The organism is Methylophilus sp. UBA6697 (assembly GCF_002454655.1).
Lineage (GTDB): Bacteria > Pseudomonadota > Gammaproteobacteria > Burkholderiales > Methylophilaceae > Methylophilus.
The window spans coordinates 1-19,265 of record NZ_DKJH01000044.1; the positions used below are offsets into that span (position 1 = coordinate 1).

The 19,265-nt window shown below is 49.2% G+C and carries 15 protein-coding genes and 1 riboswitch; of the genes, 6 read left to right on the forward strand and 9 right to left on the reverse strand.

What is annotated here, in order from left to right; genetic code table 11:
• The first annotated feature begins 56 nt into the window (after positions 1-56).
• Positions 57-278: riboswitch (cobalamin riboswitch) on the forward strand.
• Positions 279-461: 183 nt separating this feature from the next.
• The 3 genes from nrdA (at position 462) to yfaE (ending at position 4,420) form a co-directional block, all read left to right on the forward strand.
• Entirely contained in the window at positions 462-2,741 is a 2,280-nt protein-coding gene (nrdA, locus tag B3355_RS12035; protein ID WP_019882842.1) for a class 1a ribonucleoside-diphosphate reductase subunit alpha, read from the forward strand.
• A 126-nt stretch (positions 2,742-2,867) separates the two neighbouring features.
• Positions 2,868-4,001: a class Ia ribonucleoside-diphosphate reductase subunit beta gene (gene nrdB, locus B3355_RS12040; protein ID WP_292784248.1), complete on the forward strand. Its 1,134-nt coding sequence runs from the start codon at positions 2,868-2,870 to the stop codon at positions 3,999-4,001.
• An 8-nt stretch (positions 4,002-4,009) separates the two neighbouring features.
• On the forward strand, positions 4,010-4,420 hold the full coding sequence (gene yfaE, locus B3355_RS12045) for a class I ribonucleotide reductase maintenance protein YfaE (RefSeq protein ID WP_292784251.1): 411 nt from the start codon (positions 4,010-4,012) through the stop codon (positions 4,418-4,420).
• Positions 4,421-4,466: 46 nt separating this feature from the next.
• On the opposite strand, the gene B3355_RS12050 is transcribed toward yfaE, so the two are convergent.
• Positions 4,467-4,679, reverse strand: a complete 213-nt coding sequence (locus tag B3355_RS12050; protein ID WP_235273118.1) for a hypothetical protein — start codon at positions 4,677-4,679, stop codon at positions 4,467-4,469.
• 314 nt (positions 4,680-4,993) lie between these two features.
• On the opposite strand from B3355_RS12050, the gene B3355_RS12055 reads away from it, so the two are divergent.
• The gene (locus B3355_RS12055; protein WP_292784255.1) at positions 4,994-6,598 is read left to right on the forward strand and encodes an AAA family ATPase; all 1,605 of its coding nucleotides are present in this window, start codon (positions 4,994-4,996) and stop codon (positions 6,596-6,598) included.
• A gap of 1 nt (position 6,599) precedes the next feature.
• Positions 6,600-7,700, forward strand: a complete 1,101-nt coding sequence (locus B3355_RS12060; RefSeq protein ID WP_292784258.1) for a hypothetical protein — start codon at positions 6,600-6,602, stop codon at positions 7,698-7,700.
• A gap of 239 nt (positions 7,701-7,939) precedes the next feature.
• On the opposite strand, the gene nadD is transcribed toward B3355_RS12060, so the two are convergent.
• The 5 genes from nadD to leuS all read right to left on the reverse strand — a co-directional run bounded on the left by nadD (position 7,940) and on the right by leuS (position 14,180).
• Positions 7,940-8,587 carry a nicotinate-nucleotide adenylyltransferase gene (nadD, locus tag B3355_RS12065; protein WP_292784261.1) on the reverse strand — a complete coding sequence of 216 codons (648 nt, stop codon included), beginning with the start codon at positions 8,585-8,587 and terminating at the stop codon, positions 7,940-7,942.
• 129 nt (positions 8,588-8,716) lie between these two features.
• Positions 8,717-9,973 carry a glutamate-5-semialdehyde dehydrogenase gene (locus B3355_RS12070; protein WP_292784264.1) on the reverse strand — a complete coding sequence of 419 codons (1,257 nt, stop codon included), beginning with the start codon at positions 9,971-9,973 and terminating at the stop codon, positions 8,717-8,719.
• 23 nt (positions 9,974-9,996) lie between these two features.
• Positions 9,997-11,040 (reverse strand): DNA polymerase III subunit delta, encoded by a 1,044-nt coding sequence (gene holA / locus B3355_RS12075; RefSeq protein ID WP_292784267.1) that lies wholly within the window; start codon positions 11,038-11,040, stop codon positions 9,997-9,999.
• A 2-nt stretch (positions 11,041-11,042) separates the two neighbouring features.
• On the reverse strand, positions 11,043-11,549 hold the full coding sequence (gene lptE / locus B3355_RS12080) for an LPS assembly lipoprotein LptE (RefSeq protein ID WP_292784270.1): 507 nt from the start codon (positions 11,547-11,549) through the stop codon (positions 11,043-11,045).
• A 15-nt stretch (positions 11,550-11,564) separates the two neighbouring features.
• Positions 11,565-14,180 carry a leucine--tRNA ligase gene (leuS, locus tag B3355_RS12085; RefSeq protein ID WP_292784272.1) on the reverse strand — a complete coding sequence of 872 codons (2,616 nt, stop codon included), beginning with the start codon at positions 14,178-14,180 and terminating at the stop codon, positions 11,565-11,567.
• A 311-nt stretch (positions 14,181-14,491) separates the two neighbouring features.
• Between leuS and B3355_RS12090 the strand changes: the two genes are divergently transcribed.
• A complete protein-coding gene (locus B3355_RS12090; protein ID WP_292784274.1) occupies positions 14,492-16,690 on the forward strand; it encodes a TonB-dependent receptor family protein in 2,199 nt (732 codons plus the stop codon).
• Positions 16,691-16,747: 57 nt separating this feature from the next.
• Here the strand turns inward: B3355_RS12090 and adk are convergent, their stop codons facing one another.
• The 3 genes from adk to pdxA all read right to left on the reverse strand — a co-directional run bounded on the left by adk (position 16,748) and on the right by pdxA (position 19,265).
• Positions 16,748-17,401, reverse strand: a complete 654-nt coding sequence (adk, locus tag B3355_RS12095) for an adenylate kinase (RefSeq protein WP_019882827.1) — start codon at positions 17,399-17,401, stop codon at positions 16,748-16,750.
• A 95-nt stretch (positions 17,402-17,496) separates the two neighbouring features.
• The gene (gene rsmA / locus B3355_RS12100; protein WP_292784278.1) at positions 17,497-18,270 is read right to left on the reverse strand and encodes a 16S rRNA (adenine(1518)-N(6)/adenine(1519)-N(6))-dimethyltransferase RsmA; all 774 of its coding nucleotides are present in this window, start codon (positions 18,268-18,270) and stop codon (positions 17,497-17,499) included.
• Complete coding sequence (pdxA, locus tag B3355_RS12105) at positions 18,267-19,265, reverse strand: 4-hydroxythreonine-4-phosphate dehydrogenase PdxA (RefSeq protein WP_292784281.1); 999 nt, start codon at positions 19,263-19,265, stop codon at positions 18,267-18,269. Before pdxA ends, rsmA begins: the two co-directional genes overlap by 4 nt.

A 19,265-nucleotide genomic window follows, 5' to 3' on the forward strand; every position in this document is an offset into this window, starting at 1 on the left:
ATTAAAATATATCAATATATTGTGTTTTTGATAATTGAAAAGCCATAGATATTGTTTTATAGTCGCATCCATACGGTATGCAGAAGAGACTCTTCTTCTGCGTTTAATAGGGAACCTGGTGCGTGAAGCCGCGCAGGAGTCATTAAGCCAGGGCTGCCCCCGCAACTGTGATTAGCGAGTTGTTTGCTGCCATCTAAGCCACTGAAGAGATTCGGGAAGGCGAAAGCAAATAATGACGACCTGAGAGCCAGGAGACCTGCCGTGAAATTTTTTCTTGTTAACGTTTGAGGCGGGGTGTCCTCGGCAGATGCAGTTGGTCCATGTTCAACATTGATTGTTCAATACTAATTGCTAGTCTGGCCTTTGAGCGGGTACATTTTTCATCGTCATGATGGTCTGGGTATTGCCCGGTTAAATGTGTCTGTTTCGGGACCCCTCGCTTCCTGTACTGGGAGCCATCAATGTCAAAATACGAATCCATGCAGGCCACGAAAAGGGATGGCCGCAAGGAACCTATCAATCTCGATAAAATTCATCGGGTGATTGATTGGGCATCACAAGGCCTGAATAATGTGTCGGTCTCCCAGGTGGAGCTACGTTCGCATATTCAGTTTTATGATGGCATCCGTACTGACGACATTCATGAAACCATTATCAAATCCGCAGCCGACCTGATTTCTGAAGAAACACCGGATTATCAGTACCTGGCGGCGCGTTTGTCGATTTTTCACCTGCGCAAAATCGCCTATGGCCAGTTTGAGCCACCGCATTTGTTTGACCATGTGACCAACTTGACCGCGCTGGGTAAATATGATCAGCACCTGTTGCAGGATTACAGCCGCGAAGAGTTCGACGTACTGAATGCCACGATTGACCACTGGCGCGATATGAACTTCTCCTATGCCGCGGTCAAGCAGCTGGAAGGCAAATACCTGGTCCAGAACCGCGTGACCAAAAAGATCTATGAGAGCCCGCAGTTCTTGTACATCCTGGTCGCCATGTGCCTGTTTGCCAACTACAAAGGCCAGGCGCGTCTGGATTACATCAAGCGTTTTTACGATGCCGTATCTACCTTTAAGATCTCGCTGCCTACGCCTATTATGTCTGGCGTGCGCACTCCGACCCGCCAGTTCAGCTCTTGCGTGCTGATTGAGTGCGGCGACAGCCTGGACAGCATCAACGCGACTACCAGCGCGATTGTGAAATATGTGTCACAACGTGCCGGTATCGGTGTCAATGCGGGCCGTATCCGCGCCCTGGGCAGTGAAATCCGTGGCGGCGAAGCGCAGCATACTGGCTGCCTGCCATTCTATAAATTGTTCCAGTCTGCGGTGAAGTCTTGTTCACAGGGCGGCGTACGCGGCGGCGCAGCGACCTTGTTCTACCCGATCTGGCACCTCGAAGTTGAATCATTGCTGGTGCTCAAAAACAACCGTGGCGTCGAAGAAAACCGTGTGCGTCACCTCGACTACGGCGTGCAACTGAACCGCCTGATGTACCAGCGCCTGATCAAGAGCCAGAACATCACCCTGTTCTCACCGCACGACACACCAGGGCTGTACGATGCATTCTTTGCTGACCAGGATGAATTCGAGCGCCTGTATACGCAATATGAAGCCGATGACAGCATCCGCAAACGCACGATACCAGCGGTCGACCTGTTCTCACTCATGATGCAGGAGCGTGCCGGTACTGGCCGTATTTACATCCAGAACGTGGACCATTGCAACACGCATAGCCCGTTTGACCCAGCGGTGGCGCCAGTGCGCCAGTCTAACCTGTGCATGGAAATCGCACTGCCGACCAATCCACTCAATGACATCAATGACACTGAAGGCGAAATCGCCCTGTGTACCTTGTCTGCGTTTAACTTGGGCGCGCTGGAATCTCTGGACGAGTTGGAAGGCCTGGCTGACCTGGTGGTACGCGCACTGGATGCCTTGCTGGAATACCAGGATTACCCGGTGAAAGCGGCCTTGAATGCGACTAACAAGCGCCGTTCACTGGGCGTGGGCGTCATCAACTACGCCTATTACCTAGCCAAAAATGGCACGAACTACACCAGCGACACTGCGCTAGGCCTGACCCACCGTACTTTCGAGGCGATTCAGTTCTACCTGTTGAAAGCTTCTGTGCAGTTGGCGCGCGAATTTGGCCCATGTGGTGCGTTTAATGAAACCACCTACGCCAAAGGTATTTTACCGATTGATAGCTACAAGTCTGACCTCGATGCCGTATGCAGCGAGCCACTGTTGCTGGATTGGGAGAGCCTGCGTCAAGAGATTCAAAAAGATGGCCTGCGCAACTCAACACTGACAGCGTTGATGCCATCAGAAACCTCCAGTCAGATTGCCAACGCGACTAATGGCATTGAGCCACCGCGCGGCCTGGTGTCTGTGAAGCAATCCAAAGACGGCATTCTGCGCCAGGTGGTGCCAGAGATCGACCGCCTGCGTGACCAGTACCAGTTGTTGTGGAAAATGCCGAATAACGAGGGTTATCTCAAGCTGGTGGGCATCATGCAGAAGTTTGTTGACCAGTCTATTTCTGCCAACACCAACTACGACCCAACCCGTTTTGAAGGTGGCCGTGTGCCGATGAAGCAATTGTTGAAAGACTTGTTACAAGTCTACAAACTGGGCATCAAAACGCTGTACTACCATAATACGCGCGATGGTGCGACTGAAGGCGGCACAGAGGCAGAAGACGACGGTTGTGCGAGCGGTGCTTGTAAAATTTAAGAAGTACATCCCATGCGCATCGCGCGTATGGGCTTGGGGTTGATTGAACAAAAAACAGAATAAGTGGGCGAGCGGGATGAAGTGTTATTCGCCCGCGCAGCCACTTATCACTCAGGGAACACGGCCATGGCCTATAGCATCTTCACCAAAATCGACAACGAACAGTTAAAAGAACCCATGTTCTTTGGTCAGCCCGTTAACGTGGCGCGTTATGACCAGCAGAAATACCCGGTGTTCGAGCGGCTGATCGAGAAGCAACTGTCTTTCTTCTGGCGTCCGGAAGAGGTCGATGTGTCGCAGGATCGCGCCGATTACCAAGGTTTGCCTGAGCACGAAAAGCACATTTTTATCAGCAATCTCAAATACCAGACTTTGCTCGATTCGATTCAGGGCCGTAGCCCTAACGTCGCGCTGTTACCACTGGTGTCCTTGCCCGAGATTGAAACCTGGATTGAAACCTGGGCGTTTTCCGAGACCATCCACTCGCGTTCGTATACCCATATCATCCGTAACATTGTCAATGACCCTTCCGTGATGTTTGACGACATCGTGCGCAATGAAAACATCACCGCGCGCGCCACCGATATTGCCCACTATTACGATGAGCTGATCCATCAGACCATGCTGTATTCACAGCTGGGCGAGGGCGAGCACATCATCAATGGCGAGCTCAAGTCAGTCAAACGGCGTGAGCTGAAAAAGCTGCTCTACCGCTGCCTGATGAGCGTCAATATCCTTGAAGCGATTCGTTTTTATGTCAGCTTTGCCTGCTCATTCGCTTTCGCCGAGCGCAAGGTGATGGAGGGCAATGCCAAAATCATCCGCCTGATTGCCCGTGATGAAGCCTTGCACCTCACCGGCACCCAGCATATGCTCAACATCATGCGCTCCGGTCAGGACGATTCGGAATTCGCTGAGATTGCGACTGAATTGCATCAAGAATGCTTCGAGATGTTTAAAACTGCCGCCGAGCAGGAAAAACAATGGGCAGAATACCTGTTTAAAGATGGCTCCATGATTGGCCTCAATAAAGACATCCTGTGCCAATACGTGGAATACATCACCAACAGCCGCATGGCGTCGGTCGGTTTGCCGCCAGCATTCCCCAATGCCAAAAACAACCCGATTCCGTGGATCAACACCTGGCTGGCCTCAGATACGGTGCAGGTCGCGCCACAAGAGGTGGAATTAAGCTCCTACCTCATTGGTCAAATTGATTCTGAAGTCTCAGCAGACGACCTGAATGGTTTTGAACTTTAAATGAAACAATGATTAGCGTACGCAGCCAGCACAGTCGCTTTAGCCTGCTCCCGCAAGAAACCCTGCTCGAAGGCCTTGAACGTACCGGCCACGAAGTAGAGTACCAATGCCGGAGTGGTTATTGTGGCGCCTGCCGCGTACGCATGCTCGATGGCCAAGTCGATTACGTTGAGCTGCCATTGGCCTTTATCGCCGCTGATGAAATCCTGCCATGCTGCTGCGTGCCCAAGTCTGATTTGTGGCTAGACTGCGAACTCAGGTTCGATTTGCAAAGCTCGCAATTGCAAGATGATATGTTCCCGGCACAGCAATCCTTGTTTGACGAAATCTTACCGTTTGCCGATACACCAGTGAAAAAGCTGCTGAGAAGAAGAGTGGTGAGAAACAACGTGCAGGCCAGCAACCTGCCATTGTTCTAATAAAAAAGGCGCTTGAAACCAAGCGCCTTTTTTTCAAACATGTAATTTACGCCGCAGCGTTAGGCCGCAACCATTGCATTTTCAAGTTCGGTGCACGCGCACTCGAATCCGCCACCAGGCTGCAACTCAAAATCTCGCAGCGCCAATACATCTGCCTAATTTTGGCGTCAGCCTCGTTACGCGACTTGCCAAAAATCTGCAAATTTTCCACCAGCACCCCATTCGCACTGCGAATGGTATACAAATATTTTCCAGACATATCCATCATTTTCAATGTCACCCCGATGATTTTTGATGCAAACGCATCATATTTATTATGATATATCGGTAACATATCAAAGTTTTTTAGGGTTGTATACATTGTAAAGATAGTATTTATATCGTTAATTCAATAATTTAAGCGGTTTTTTGCATAAAACACGTCTGAATTCGGTGCTAACTAGTTACATAAATCTTGTGACCTGTTTCTAAGTTAGAAATATGTCAAGGATATATGGTGTATTTATGTTGACTTTTATGTAAGACAAGATTCATTATCCTACTCCAATAAAATTAACAACTCTCGAGCAAGAAATGTCAAAAATAGACGCAATCAGGCTTAAAAATCTTAGATGTTTTGAAGATACGGGGTTTCTTGATCTCAAACCAATAACAATATTAGTTGGTAGAAATAGTGCTGGTAAAAGTACATTCGCCAGGATGTTTCCTCTTCTAAGGCAAAGCGCAGAGGAGGATAAGAGATCACCAATCCTATGGTTTGGAAAGTTGGTCGATTTTGGTTCATTTTCAACTGCTATAAAAAAAGGAACTGAAAATAAAGAGATATCTATTTCTTTTCGTTTTCAAACAGTTATTTCTTTAAGAACTCAGCCAGAGCCTGACTTGTTTGATGAAAGATCAAAGCAAAAATTACGAAAAAAATATAGTCGAGAAGGAGATACATCCGTTGAGCTTGAGTTAGTGCTTAAACAAAATGAGAGAACTGGAGTCACTTACGCGGCATTAATCGAAGTCACAATCTTTGAGAATAAATGTAGATTGGAATGTGATGAGAATGGAGGAGTGTCAAAATTACTAATTAATGAGCAAGATTTAACACCCACAGACTCATTTGGATGTAGCTTAAATCAAAGAAATATTTTGCCATCATTGCAGTATTTTCAAACCAGAAAGTTAAAGTTTGAAGGCGTAGAGCGTACTTTACGTATGCGAATTTCTCCATTTCTTGCCGGTATCAGGAGTCGAATTGAGGAAGGTGTTCATGGCAAAACAAATGAGGATACTATTCAAAGTTTAATCAATAGTATTCTTATAGGTACAAAAAGCGATATTCGAGCCTCTTTATTAAACTCTAGATTTTGTACTGCTACATCAAGAGAGAATTTTACTAAATTATTTAGACGGAAATCGTATTCTGACTCTTTTAATAATTTATTGTTTGCTCATGTATTTCCGAAAATTATTGAGAATGTTGATGATACTTTGGCAGAGATTGCCTCAAGCGTTAGATATGTTGAACCACTAAGAGCAACAGCTCAACGATATTATCGAAGCCAGGATTTGGCGGTGGATGAGATTGACTCTAAGGGAACAAATGTAGCGATGTATATTGATAGTCTTAGTGCCTCCGAACGCGAGAGACTAAATGAGTGGATGTCTAAGTACTTCGGAGTAGAAGTTTCTTCAAGAAGCGAGGGAGGCCATGTAACTTTGCTTTTGCAAACTCAGGAATCTAAAGGCACTGGTACAAATATTGCTGATTTGGGTGTTGGTTTTTCACAAATGTTACCGATTGTTCTACAGCTATGGCAAGCAACTCTTCCTCCTGCGTTTAGGAAAAGAGTAAAGCGTAGTGAGGAAAATACTTGTATTGTTATTGAGCAGCCAGAATTGCATCTACATCCTGCTTACCAAGCTCGTATTGCAGATGTGATGCTTGCATCAATCGTTGATTCAGGAAGTATTGTTCGATCTACTCAAATTATTGCAGAAACACATAGTCCTCATTTGATCAACCGGCTTGGTGAATTAATCAGTGAAGGAAAACTATCGCACAAGGATGTAAAAATCATCATTTTTCAAGATAGTTTTGAATCTGGTTCAGCTGAGGCAAGAACATCAGATTTTGATGAGAAAGGAATATTAAAAAATTGGCCTTTTGGTTTTTTTGAGGCCTAATATGTTCTTTGAAATCGATGATAGTCTTTCGCAAGTTGATTTCGCTGACCGAGCGAATATTCATGTTTTAGAGAAGATATTAGATGCTGGAATTGATGGGAATCACTTAATCAATGCCAGTAGACGCTTATATAAGCATTTGCTTAACATAGCTGGTTTATCCGATAGATACAAAGGATATTTACTGAACTTGCAAGGCTCAGCATCATATACTGGAGTATATAGCCAGTTTGGTGTAAGAGGGATTATAAAAAATGTAACCTCTAAACCAATATATGACCAAACAACTGGCGTTATAACATTGCCCTTTCGTTATATTAAAGATTTTAAGACTTTATTATTACCAACAGTGCTCTTGTGTGAGAATTTAATCGATTGCGATGTGTTGGATTTAGCGGCTGCTCATTACAGATTAAAAAATGGATATAACGGTACTGGAGTAAATATTGATAAGCGCTTAGGTGGAGGAGGTACGACTGGTGCCGTATTAAAGAGAATTATTACAGAGGCGGCACAATTATCTATCTGTATAGTAGATAGTGATAGATATTGCCCGACCTCTGCTATGGGATCAACCTACAAAGCTTGTAATGCTGAATTAAAGGCGGGGGTTTGGAATGCTAGACTTTACTCTACAAGTGGCCGAGAGCTCGAAAATGATATCCCTTTTAAAATATTACAAAACTCATTAGCAGAGGTTGATGATCTAAATGCAAATATACAAAAACTTTTTGAAAATAAGTCGTCAGTGAGGTTATGGAAATATCTTGATCTGAAGGATGGGGTTCACTCTGAGTGGGTTTTTAAGTTAAATAATCCTAGTTCTGATTTTTGGATTGTTGATGATCTTATTAAGCATGATGAATGTAATCCAGATTGTGTTGGTCCTAAAGCTTGTAAGAAAAAATCCGTAGATTGCCACAATGGAGTGATTTTTAACGGGATAGGTAAAACAATTCTTGATCATGTTAGCGCTTGGGGAGAAAAAAACTCTGGGCAGAAGTCTTTGGAAAGTGCTACAGGAGATAATTCTGATGACTGGTTTACATTAGGACGTCATGTCTTCTATCATTGTGTAGCTTCGAAAAAATATAGGTTTTAAATCTGTCGACCTGACTAGTCCTGTTGTACCTCGCATTCTCGTAACACACATAGCACTGGAGATGGTTTTAATATGTTGTTGCAAACATATCCACCTCTCTCCATACGTGCGCGCAATTGCTTATGGTGTAGTGGTGTTGGATATTTCTATTTAATATTTGTGTCTGCTTATTCCGGCGATGGGCAGATTACATGAGCTAATCGGACGAGCTTATTGGCAGGTGCACATGTCTGCTACATTTAATCTACAGTCTTGTACAAACGATTCTGCTGTATATAACTAAGTACCTGCTGCGGTATTTCAGTGATAACGATCTCATTATTGTGACTTAACTGCTCACGAATGCGCGTAGAGGAAATGTTAGGCGGCGTGGTTGGCAGAAAACTGATCAGCCCATTCGCTTGTGCGGCAAAGGCTTCTGGTGCAGCCGCGATATCTATGAACTTACCCTCATGCTCTGGATGCAAGAATAAGGTTTTTTCGCGGTCTGCACGGTGTACGACCAGTAGGTGGCTGTAGTCTAATAACTCTAACCAGCGGCGCCAGGTGGGTAGTTTTTGGTAACTGTCTTGGCCCATGATCAGGCAGAGTGCCTGGCTTGGAAAGCGGTGGCGCAATAAGTGCAGGGTTTCTATGGTGTACGAAGTGCCCTGGCGGTCTAGCTCGCAGGTATCGAGCACGAATTGCGGGCGGTCTTGTATCGCCAATTGCACCATCGCGGCGCGGTGTTGTGCGGTGACGGCGGGTGTTTCTTTATGCGGTGGAACAGCTGCGGGAATAAAGCGGATTTGTGTGCAGTGCAGGGTGTCGAGCACGGTTTGCGTCAGCGCTAAATGCCCGTTGTGGATAGGATTGAAAGTCCCGCCAAAAATGCCTATGAGTTCCATTTCAGCCATTCTTTGGGAGCATCGCGGCGTTGCGCGGTGCTCGAAAACTCGCTGTACTCATGTGTACTATCTTGTTTCCTGCGCTCCGTGAGCCTTGCGCTGCATCCCAAATAATGGCTGAAAGCGACATTAAGCGCGTACGTGGCCGTCACCTAGTACAACATATTTCAACGACGTTAATCCCTCTAAACCAACCGGGCCGCGTGCATGCAGTTTGTCGGTGGAAATGCCGATTTCTGCGCCAAAGCCATATTCAAAACCATCGGCAAAACGGGTAGAGGCGTTGACCATGACGCTGCTGGAATCGACCTCGCGCAGGAATTGGCGCGCTTTGGTGTAGTTCTCGGTGACAATCGCTTCGGTGTGCTGGCTGGAGTATTTGTTGATGTGCTCAATCGCTTCGTCGACGCCACTGACCACCTTGCACGAAATAATCGAAGCCAGGTATTCGGTGTAGTAGTCTTCTTCAGTCGCGGCAATGGCTTGTGGCACGATGGCACGTGTTTCTTCACAGCCGCGGATTTCCACGCCTTTGCTAATCAGCATCTCGGCCAGTTTAGGCAGAGCGGTTTTTGCAATGCTGCGTGCGACCAGTAATGATTCGGCCGTATTGCAGGTGCCCAGGCGCTGCGTTTTGGAATTCTCCAGAATGCGCACGGCTTTGTCTAAGTCTGCTTCGTCGTCCACATAGACATGGCAGTTGCCATCCAGGTGTTTGATGACTGGAATGCGTGCATCGTTGCTGATGCGCTCGATGAGGCCTTTGCCACCGCGTGGCACGATGACATCGACATATTGTTTCATGGTGATGAGTTCACCCACGGCCGCGCGGTCTGTGGTTTCAACCACCAGCACGGCGGCTTGTGGCAAACCTGCCTGTTGCAGGCCTTGATGCACGAGCTTGGCCAGCGCCTGGTTGCAATGGATGGCCTCAGAGCCACCACGCAGAATGCAGGCGTTGCCGGATTTGATGCATAAGCCAGCGGCATCAACCGTGACGTTAGGACGCGCTTCGTAAATAATGCCAATGACGCCCAATGGCACGCGCATCTGGCCGATCTGGATGCCGGAAGGACGGTATTTGAAGTTGCTCATTTCGCCAATCGGGTCTGGCAAGCTGGCGATTTGTTCCAGGCCTTCGGCCATGGTCGCCACTGACTTTTCGCTCAAGGCCAGGCGGTCCAGCATGGCGGCTTCCATGCCGTTGGCTTTGGCTGCTTCCAGGTCTTGCTGGTTGGCGGCCAGTAGCGCTTTTTCGTGCTGGCGGATCAGGGCGGCGATATTGCGCAGGGCCTGATTCTTGGTGTTGGTATCGGCTTTTGCCATCAAACGGGAAGCGGCACGTGCCTGCTCACCCAGTTGTTTCATGTAATGTTGAATGTCCATAACCATCATTCTATCTTAAAACCTTAACGAGACCGTGCTGCGGTCGATCTGGCGGATTTATTCGCTGCCATACGCGCAATGCCACTACATAAGCGGGAAAGCTCCAGCCATGCATCGCCATCACCAACGCCTTTTGCCATGCGGTCTATGTCAGATAATTTCTGCAAAGCAGCTTCGATATGTTTTTGCGGTAAAAATTCCAATGCGCGTTTAACCAGTGTCTGGCGGTCACCAAATAACCTGGCCTGGCTTAAGGCAGCCTGCACGGCCTGGCCGTTTTGCATGGCGAGCCGCACTTGCAATAGGGGGCGGAATAACCACACCAGCGGGTTCATCACAGCGACGGCAGTTTCGCCTTCTTCACGCAGGCCTTCAATAATGCGTAACACGCGGCTTTGGTCGCCTTGCAACATGGCTTCACCGAGTTGCGAGACATCAAAGCGTGCCACATTCAGCACACATTGCCGGATGGCATCTTCAGAGAGTGGGCCGGGTGGGTAGAGCAAGCCCAGCTTCTGGATTTCCTGGTGCGCAGCCAGTAAATTACCTTCGACCTGCTCGGCAATAAACCGGCGTGATGTTTCATCCGCTGTTTGCTGCTGCATGGCCAGGCGTTGCGCAATCCACTCTGGCAGTTGTGGCAGTGGCACCTGGTTGAGCACCAGCAATACGCCGTGTTGTAATAAGGCTTCATACCAGGCGCTGCTGGTCATGTCGCGATCAGGCGCGGGCAGGGTGATGATAATTGTGGTATCAGCAGCAGGTAATTCAGCCACTTGCTGCAAGGCCTTGGCACCTTCGACACCGGGTTTGCCGGTGGGGATGTTGATTTCGAGAATACGTTGCTCGGCAAACAGCGAGAAACTTTGCAAAAACTGGCTGACTTGCGCCCAGTTGAAATAACGCTCTACGGTAAAGCTGGCACGTTCTTGCGCCCCGTGCTGGCGGGCGGCCGCACGAATCTGGTCGATGGCTTCAGTGATGGAGAGTGGTTCGTCGCCTGCCAGCACAAACAAATGCTGTTTTGGCGGCAGGTGTTGAGCCAGTTGCGCTGCCTGGATACGCATGTTTATTGCGCTTTTTTCAGGGCAGACAAGCGGCGCATAATGCCGTTAAGCACGTCTGTTTGCATGCTGTCACTGAGCAGCTTTTGTTCAGCTTGTTTTGCCAGCAAGTTGGCATCGTTATAGGTATAGTCGCGACGGCCTTCCATGATGATAGGCAAGGTCCAGGTAGCGTCGCTGGCGAGTTTTGTGCGGTATTGCACGCGGTAGTAGAGTTCATACTCTCGCACCACACCGGTACCGCTCAAGGACAGAATGCGCTGTTCGTTTTCTTCTTTGAGCAACTCCAGTTGCAATTCGGCATCCTCCGCATCGGTGACGATTTTAATACCTTGTTCTATCAGTGCTTTTTTGAGTGCCGTATTAATCTGGGTAGTACCTTTGATTTGCACGGTTTTAAACGCAATTGGCGAAGGCTGGCGCAAATGAAAACCGCAAGCAGTGAGCATGACCGACAGGGTCAGCATGCTAAACCAGTAAGCCAGATGTCTATGCTTGAGTATGTGCAGCAACGTTCGCTCCTTGCGCTAGGCAACCACAATATTAATCAGTTTGTTAGGCACGACAATGATTTTTTTCACGCTGCCTTCATTGAGGAATTTTTGTACAAAGTCCTGATTAACGGCAGTTGCTTCAATTTGCTCTTTGGCCATGCTTTTAGGGATGCTGATGCTGCCGCGCAGTTTGCCGTTCACTTGCACGACGTATTCGACCTCGTCTTGTACCAGCGCTGCATTGGCTGGCTCAGGCCATTTTGCTGTGAGGATATCTGCACCCAGTTTCAGGCTTTGCCACATGACTTGCGTCACGTGTGGCGCAATCGGCGATAGCACGCGCAACAAGATGCTATAGCCTTCAAACGCTACGGCTTGCCAGTCTTTCTCGGCTTCTTTTTGCACTTTTTCCAGCGTGTTGAGGATTTTCATGCAGGCAGATGCCACGGTGTTGAATTGCAGTTTTGCCAGGTCAACATTGGCTTGCTTCAACACAGTGTGGATTTCACGTCTGTGGTTGGCAAGTTCACCTGTCAGTTTGTTTGGCAAGTCGGCTGGCTGGATTTGCGCTAAGGCATAGCCAAAGTTCCACACACGCTTCAAGAAGCGATGTGAGCCTTCAACGCCGCTATCTGACCATTCCAGCGTTTGTTCCGGTGGCGCGGCAAACATCATAAAAAAGCGTGCAGTATCGGCGCCGTATTGTTCGATCAGCGATTGCGGGTCGACGCCGTTGCGCTTGGACTTGGACATAGTGCCTATGCCTTGATAGTCAATGGCAGAGCCATCTTTAATCAATTTGGCACCGGTCACTTTACCGTTGGCGTCTTGTACCAGTTCGACTTCTTCTGGTGCAAAGTACTCAATGCCGCCTTTGGCTGTGCGGCGTGAGAAAATATGGTTAAGTACCATGCCTTGCGTCAGCAGGTTGGCAAACGGCTCGTCATAGTTGACCAGGCCGAGGTCACGCATGACCTTGCTCCAGAAACGTGAATACAGCAGGTGCAGAATCGCATGCTCAATGCCGCCAATATATTGGTCGACTGGCATCCAGTGGTTAGTCTGCGCGTCCACCATGGCATCATTGCTAAAGCCTGACGCATAACGCGCGTAATACCAGCTGGAGTCGACAAAGGTATCCATGGTGTCGGTTTCGCGCTTGGCTGGCTGGCCGCATTTAGGGCAAGCGCAGTTCAGGAAGTCTTCGCGTTTATTGAGTGGATTGCCTGAGCCATCCGGCACACAGTCTTCCGGAAGTTTGACCGGTAGCTGGTCATCCGGCACTGGTACATCGCCACAACTGTCGCAGTGCACGATTGGAATAGGGCAACCCCAGTAGCGCTGACGGGAGACACCCCAGTCGCGCAGGCGCCAGTTGGTTTGTTTGCCGCCCAGGTTCTTCTCGGCCAGGTCAGCGGCCACAGCATCCACGGCTTGGGTGTAACCCAGGTCATTGTATTTGCCTGAATGGATGCATACGCCTTTGGCTTTGTCGCCGTACCATTCTTGCCAGGCACTCAAATCAAAACTTTGGTCGACCACACTGATCACTTGTTTGATCGGCAGGCTATATTTTTTGGCAAAACCAAAATCACGCTCGTCATGCGCTGGCACAGCCATCACGGCGCCTTCGCCGTAGGTCATCAGCACATAATTACCAACCCACACCGGCACCTGTTCGCCGGTAATCGGGTGCGCAACGGTCAGGCCGGTGTCCATGCCTTCTTTTTCCATGGTGGCCATGTCGGCTTCCATGACGGAGCCTTGCTTGCATTTTTCAATGAAAGCTTGCAGCGCTGGATTGTTTTGCGCGGCATGTGTTGCTAATGGATGCTCGGCAGCGACGGCGCAGAAAGTCACGCCCATAATGGTGTCGGCACGGGTGGTGAATACCCACAGTTTGCCGTCGTCAATCAGCTGGTCATCATTATTTTTGATGTTGTGCGTAAAGGCAAAACGCACGCCTACGCTCTTGCCTATCCAGTTGGCTTGCATGGTTTTGACACGCTCTGGCCAGCCTGGCAGCTTGTCCAGGTCATCGAGCAATTGCTGGGCATAACCCGTGATGTGCAGGTAATAGCCGGGGATTTCACGTTTTTCAACAAGCGCACCAGTGCGCCAGCCGCGGCCATCAATCACTTGCTCGTTAGCCAGTACCGTCTGGTCGACCGGGTCCCAGTTCACCACCTGGGTTTTTTTGTAGGCAATGCCTTTTTCCAGCATACGCAGGAACAGCCACTGGTTCCATTTGTAATAATCTGGCTGGCAAGTGGCTAGTTCACGCTGCCAGTCAATGGCAAATCCCAGCGATTTCAACTGCTTGCGCATATAGGCAATGTTGTCGTAGGTCCACTGCGCAGGCGGTACGTTATTTTGAATTGCCGCATTTTCTGCTGGCAGGCCAAACGCATCCCAACCCATAGGCTGCAATACGTTAAAGCCTTTCATGTGGTGATAACGGCTTAAGACGTCACCAATGGTGTAGTTGCGCACATGCCCCATATGCAATTTGCCACTGGGGTAGGGGAACATCGACAAGCAGTAATATTTGGGCTTATTGCTATCCGCCTTGGCCTGAAAGCTCAGGTTGGACTCCCAATGTTGTTGTGCCTGTTGTTCGACTTCTTTGAATGGATACTGCTGTTGCATGTGCGTGGCTTGAAAGTAACTAAACGAAGCGACAATTATACCCGAGAACTGATAGGCATGTTTTGCGTTGGCAGGTGTTGCCAGTAGGATGCGAACTCTATTTGGCTGATATCAGCCATGGTCGATTAAAGTGGGTTGATATAAACCGATTGTGTGCCTGGTGAATACCTTGTAAATGGCATTATTATTTATATAAATATAATTTACGCAATAAAAACATGGGGATAACTTTTATCGTCGTGATGCTGGTATCAATATTGCAGCCCTTTCACCTGTTTTTATAACAACAGAAACAGAAGAGGGTGTGACACATGAAGAAAAAAAGTTTGTTGATGGCCACGGTACTGGCGTTAAATCCTGCCATGGAAGTGCTTGCCGAGGAAAAAGAACGGCAGGATGAAACACTGAATATTTCACCGGTGGTGGTGAAAGGGATTTTGCCTGACCGCCTAGAATCGGTGCCAGGTTCTTATTTCCTGGTTGATGAAAAAGCCCTGCAAGAACGGCGACCATTCTCGGTTCAGGAGGCATTAAGCAATGTGCCTGGGGTACATGTTGTGGGGGAGAACAGTTTTGGCCTGGGCGTTAATATCGGCGTGCGAGGCTTGGATCCGAGAAGAACGGCGCGCACCCTGCTGATGGAAGACGGCATGCCTTTGTTTCTTGCGCCCTATGGTGATCCGGCTGCGCATTACACCACGCCATTGGAGCGTGTGCAGCGCATCGAGGTCGTTAAAGGCTCAGGCCAGATTCTATATGGCCCGCAAACAGTGGGTGGCATGATTAATTTTGTGACACGCCCGGTACCCAGTGACGGCCAGGTGCATGGCAATGTCACCGCCACCTTAGGTAACAATGACTTTACCAGCCTCTATGGCAACATCGGAGCCGGTGATGAGCGCGGTGGTTTGATGATTGATGCCTTGCACAAAAAAGGTGATGGTATTCGTGACAATCATGATTTCGAGATTCAGGAATACACGGCAAAAGGGCAGTTGAATTTATCTGACCGGCATACCTTGATTGCCAAGGCCAGTTATTTCCGTGAGAGCTCGCATGTGACAGAAACTGGGTTGGGACTGGTGGAATACCGTGAAGATAAATATCAGGCGCCTACTGGCAAAAATGATGTATTTGAGCACGAGCGTACCACGTTTCAACTACAGCACCTGTTCCAGATCAACCATCAGTTAAAGCTATCTACACAAGCCTACTATGCAAAATCTGAGCGGGCTTCGTTCCGGCAGATTAATGATCCAGGAGGCCTTGGCGGACGCTCTGTGATGGATCGTTGTACAGGACTGGGTGTTGCGACCGAAGCCAATGCCGAACTTTGTGGTGGACGCTGGCGTCCGCGCGAGTTTGAATATTGGGGCATTGAGCCACGGCTGGATGTGCAGCATAGCCTGTTCGGCGTGGAAAGTAATGCAGTCCTTGGTTTCCGTTACCACCGTGAAGATATCCAGCGCAACCAGTTCCGTGGAGGGGATCCCCGTATCCAGAACCAGGAATACGCAGAGGCGTTTGGCGACCATCGCGAGCAGATTCATACCAATGTCGAGGCCAAATCCTATTACGCACAAAATACTTTTTATGTGGGCGAGTGGACGTTTACGCCAGGTTTACGTATAGAAGATTTGCGTATCAGGACCGATATTCTGCGCGCGGAAGGTGCAGTGCAAAATAATGCTGAGTCAAAAGATACCAATCACCAGAGCAAAGTGTTGCCAGGATTTGGTTTAACCTGGAATGGCATTGCAAAAACCACTTTGTTTGCCGGTGTGCACAAAGGGTTTGCGCCGCCGCGCCCTGATCGTGATATCCATGCGCCAGGAGGCGCCAATACCGCCGTGGTGGTCAATACCAAGCCGGAGGAAAGCACCAATTGGGAGTTGGGCGCGCGCTCTAACTATATCAAAGGCGTCACCTTTGAAACCACATTGTTCCATACGATTTTTGACGATATTGTGGTGGCGGGCCCAACCTCTGGTTCATTTATCAATGGCGGACAATCGCAACAAACCGGGGTGGAGCTGGCTGGGCGTATTAACTTTGGTCACATATATGACTCGGCACATAATATCTACCTGGCCGGGTCTTATACCAATCTGATCACGGCCAAGTTTAAGAAAACCAATGCGGCAGCAGATGTGTTTAGTGGTGATCGTTTACCGTATGCGCCAAAACACTTGGCATCACTGAGCCTCGGCTATGAGCATCCGGTCGGATTCGATGCACGCATTGGTGTTGATTATGTCAGCGAGCAGCAAGAGGATGTTTCTTATCGCGCAGGCCGTTCTGAGGCCGATGTGTTATCAGGCCGTACCGGGCGCATTCCGGCCTATGCGTTGCTGAATGCAACGGCAAATTACCGGCCTGTAGGCAGTCGTGTCTCGTATTTTGTCAGTGCCTATAACCTGGCTGATAAAGAGTACCTGACCAGCCGTGTGGATGGCATGGTGGCGGGGCGTCAACGCCAGGTCTTTGGTGGCATCCGTTACGATTTTTAGTCTGTTGTACCGTCAATAAAAAAGCCCGCATCATGCGGGCTTTTTGCTTTAGCGCAGTTATTTCAATGCGCTAAAAATGTCTTCTTTAATCGCATTCAACTCGCCCAGACCGTTGACCTTGACGTATTGTGGCGCACCGCTGACACCGGATTTTGCCCAGTCAGAATAGTAACCAATCAGTTGCTCAGTCTGGTCATGATAGACCTGCAAACGCTTCAGTACCACCTCTTCTTTGTCGTCATCACGCTGCACCAGTTCTTCACCGGTAACGTCGTCTTTGCCTGCTACTTTTGGTGCGTTGAATTTTACATGGTAAGTGCGGCCAGAAGCTGGGTGGCTACGGCGGCCGCTCATGCGCTCAACAATCGCTTCATCCGGCACGTCAATTTCCACTACGTAATCAATGGCGACGCCTGCGTTTTTCATCGCCTCGGCTTGTGGAATGGTGCGAGGGAATCCGTCAAACAGGAAACCATTGGCACAATCTGCATCTTTAATACGTTCTTTGACCAGGCCGATAATCACTTCATCTGGCACCAGGCCGCCTGCGTCCATGAATTTTTTGGCTTCCAGACCCAATTGAGTGCCTGCTTTGACTGCTGCGCGCAACATATCGCCAGTGGAAATTTGCGGAATATTGAATTTTTCTTTAATAAAGGTGGCTTGTGTCCCTTTACCGGCACCGGGGGCGCCCAGCAGAATCAAACGCATAACATGCTCCAAAAGTTTGGGTTTTAGTAAAAACAGAATTATATCAGGCTAAACTTTAAATCAGGTTAAGCCAGTGCTGCTTTGTACAAGTTGGCTCAGGTATTGGCTGCCAGGTAATTGCTGATGGCGACAAACTCGGCCACGCTCAGGTTCTCGGCACGTAGCTGCGAATCGATATTCAATGCGGTAAATCCATCATCATCCAGCAAGCCTTTGAGTGTATTGCGCAAGGTTTTGCGGCGTTGACCAAACGCCGCCGTGACCACTTTAGCGAATAAGGCTTCGTCACTGGCAGGATAGGGCAAGGTGTCATAAGGAATGCAGCGCACAAAAGCAGATTCGACTTTAGGTGCCGGGTCAAAGGCCTCGGGCGGCACGGTGACCATGTATTCCATCTGTAAGCGGTATTGCAGCATGACAGACAAACGGCCATATTCTGAGTTTGAAGGTTCGGCCACCATGCGCTCAACCACTTCTTTTTGCAGCATAAAGTGCATATCGATGATTTGCGCGGTGTTTTCCAGCAGCTTGAACAGGATAGGGCTGGAGATGTTGTACGGCAGATTGCCAACCACCCGGATGCGCTCGCCTATGTTTGCGAAGTCAAACTTCAATACATCTGAATTATGGATGGTGATTTTCTTCGGCGGGTAGAAGCCTTGCATCCACTGAATAATGTCGCGGTCGATTTCAACCACGTGCAAGTGATTCAGGTGCTTGATCAGGGGCTGCGTCATCGCGCCCAGGCCGGGGCCAATTTCGACCATCAGGTCATCCGCCTGCGGATGGATGGCGTTAATCAGGCTTTGGATAATGGCTTGGTCAATTAAAAAATTCTGACCAAATTTCTTCTTGGCGATGTGTTTCATGTATTTGAGGAGTGACGTGTTTGTGACAGCGTGATGGCTAACTGTATGGCACTTAGCATACTGCCGAGATCGGCTTTGCCGCTGCCTGCAATATCCAGTGCGGTACCGTGATCGACAGAGGTACGGATAATGGGTAGCCCCAGGGTCACATTGACCCCTTCGCCAAAGCTGGCGTGTTTGAGTACAGTGAGGCCCTGGTCATGGTACATGGCCAAGAACGCATCGGCTTGCGACAGATTTTTTTGTGAAAACATGGTGTCAGCCGGTAAGGCGCCGATGAGTTGCATGCCTTCGGCACGCAAGCTATCCAGCACCGGGTTGATGGTGTCTATTTCTTCCATGCCCAGATAACCATCTTCGCCGGCATGCGGGTTTAGCCCGGCAACAAAGATGCGCGGTTGCGCAATGCCGAATTTATGCACCAGGTCATGATGCAGAATGCGGATGGTGGTAGTGAGTGCTTCGGTGGTAATGGCAGCGCTGACCTGGGTAAGTGGTAGATGTGTGGTGGCGAGTGCAACGCGCATGCCGCCACCGACCAGCATCATCACCACTTGGGCCGTGCCGGTTTTTTCCGCCAGGTATTCGGTATGGCCAGTAAATGCAATGCCTGCATCATTGATGACGCCTTTGTGTACGGGGGCGGTGACCATGGCATCAAATTCACCGGATTGGCAACCTGCCAGCGCGCGGTCCAGCATGCTTAACACCGCTACACTGTTGGTCGGGTCGAGTGCACCAGCAACCACGGGTGCAGCCGTTTGCACCGGCAGTACATACAGGCTGCCATCGCCCGCATGCGGCGGCAACGTTTCGGTATATGTATGCAATGTTAAGGGCGTCGCTAATTGCGCTGCTCTTGCCTGTAGTGCGACGGGGTCTGCCAACACCACCAGTGCGGCAGGCATGGCTGTGTGGGCGAGTTTGACGCAGATGTCCAGCCCGATTCCGGCGGGTTCGCCAGCGGTAATGGCAATGCGCGGCAAGTGGCTCAT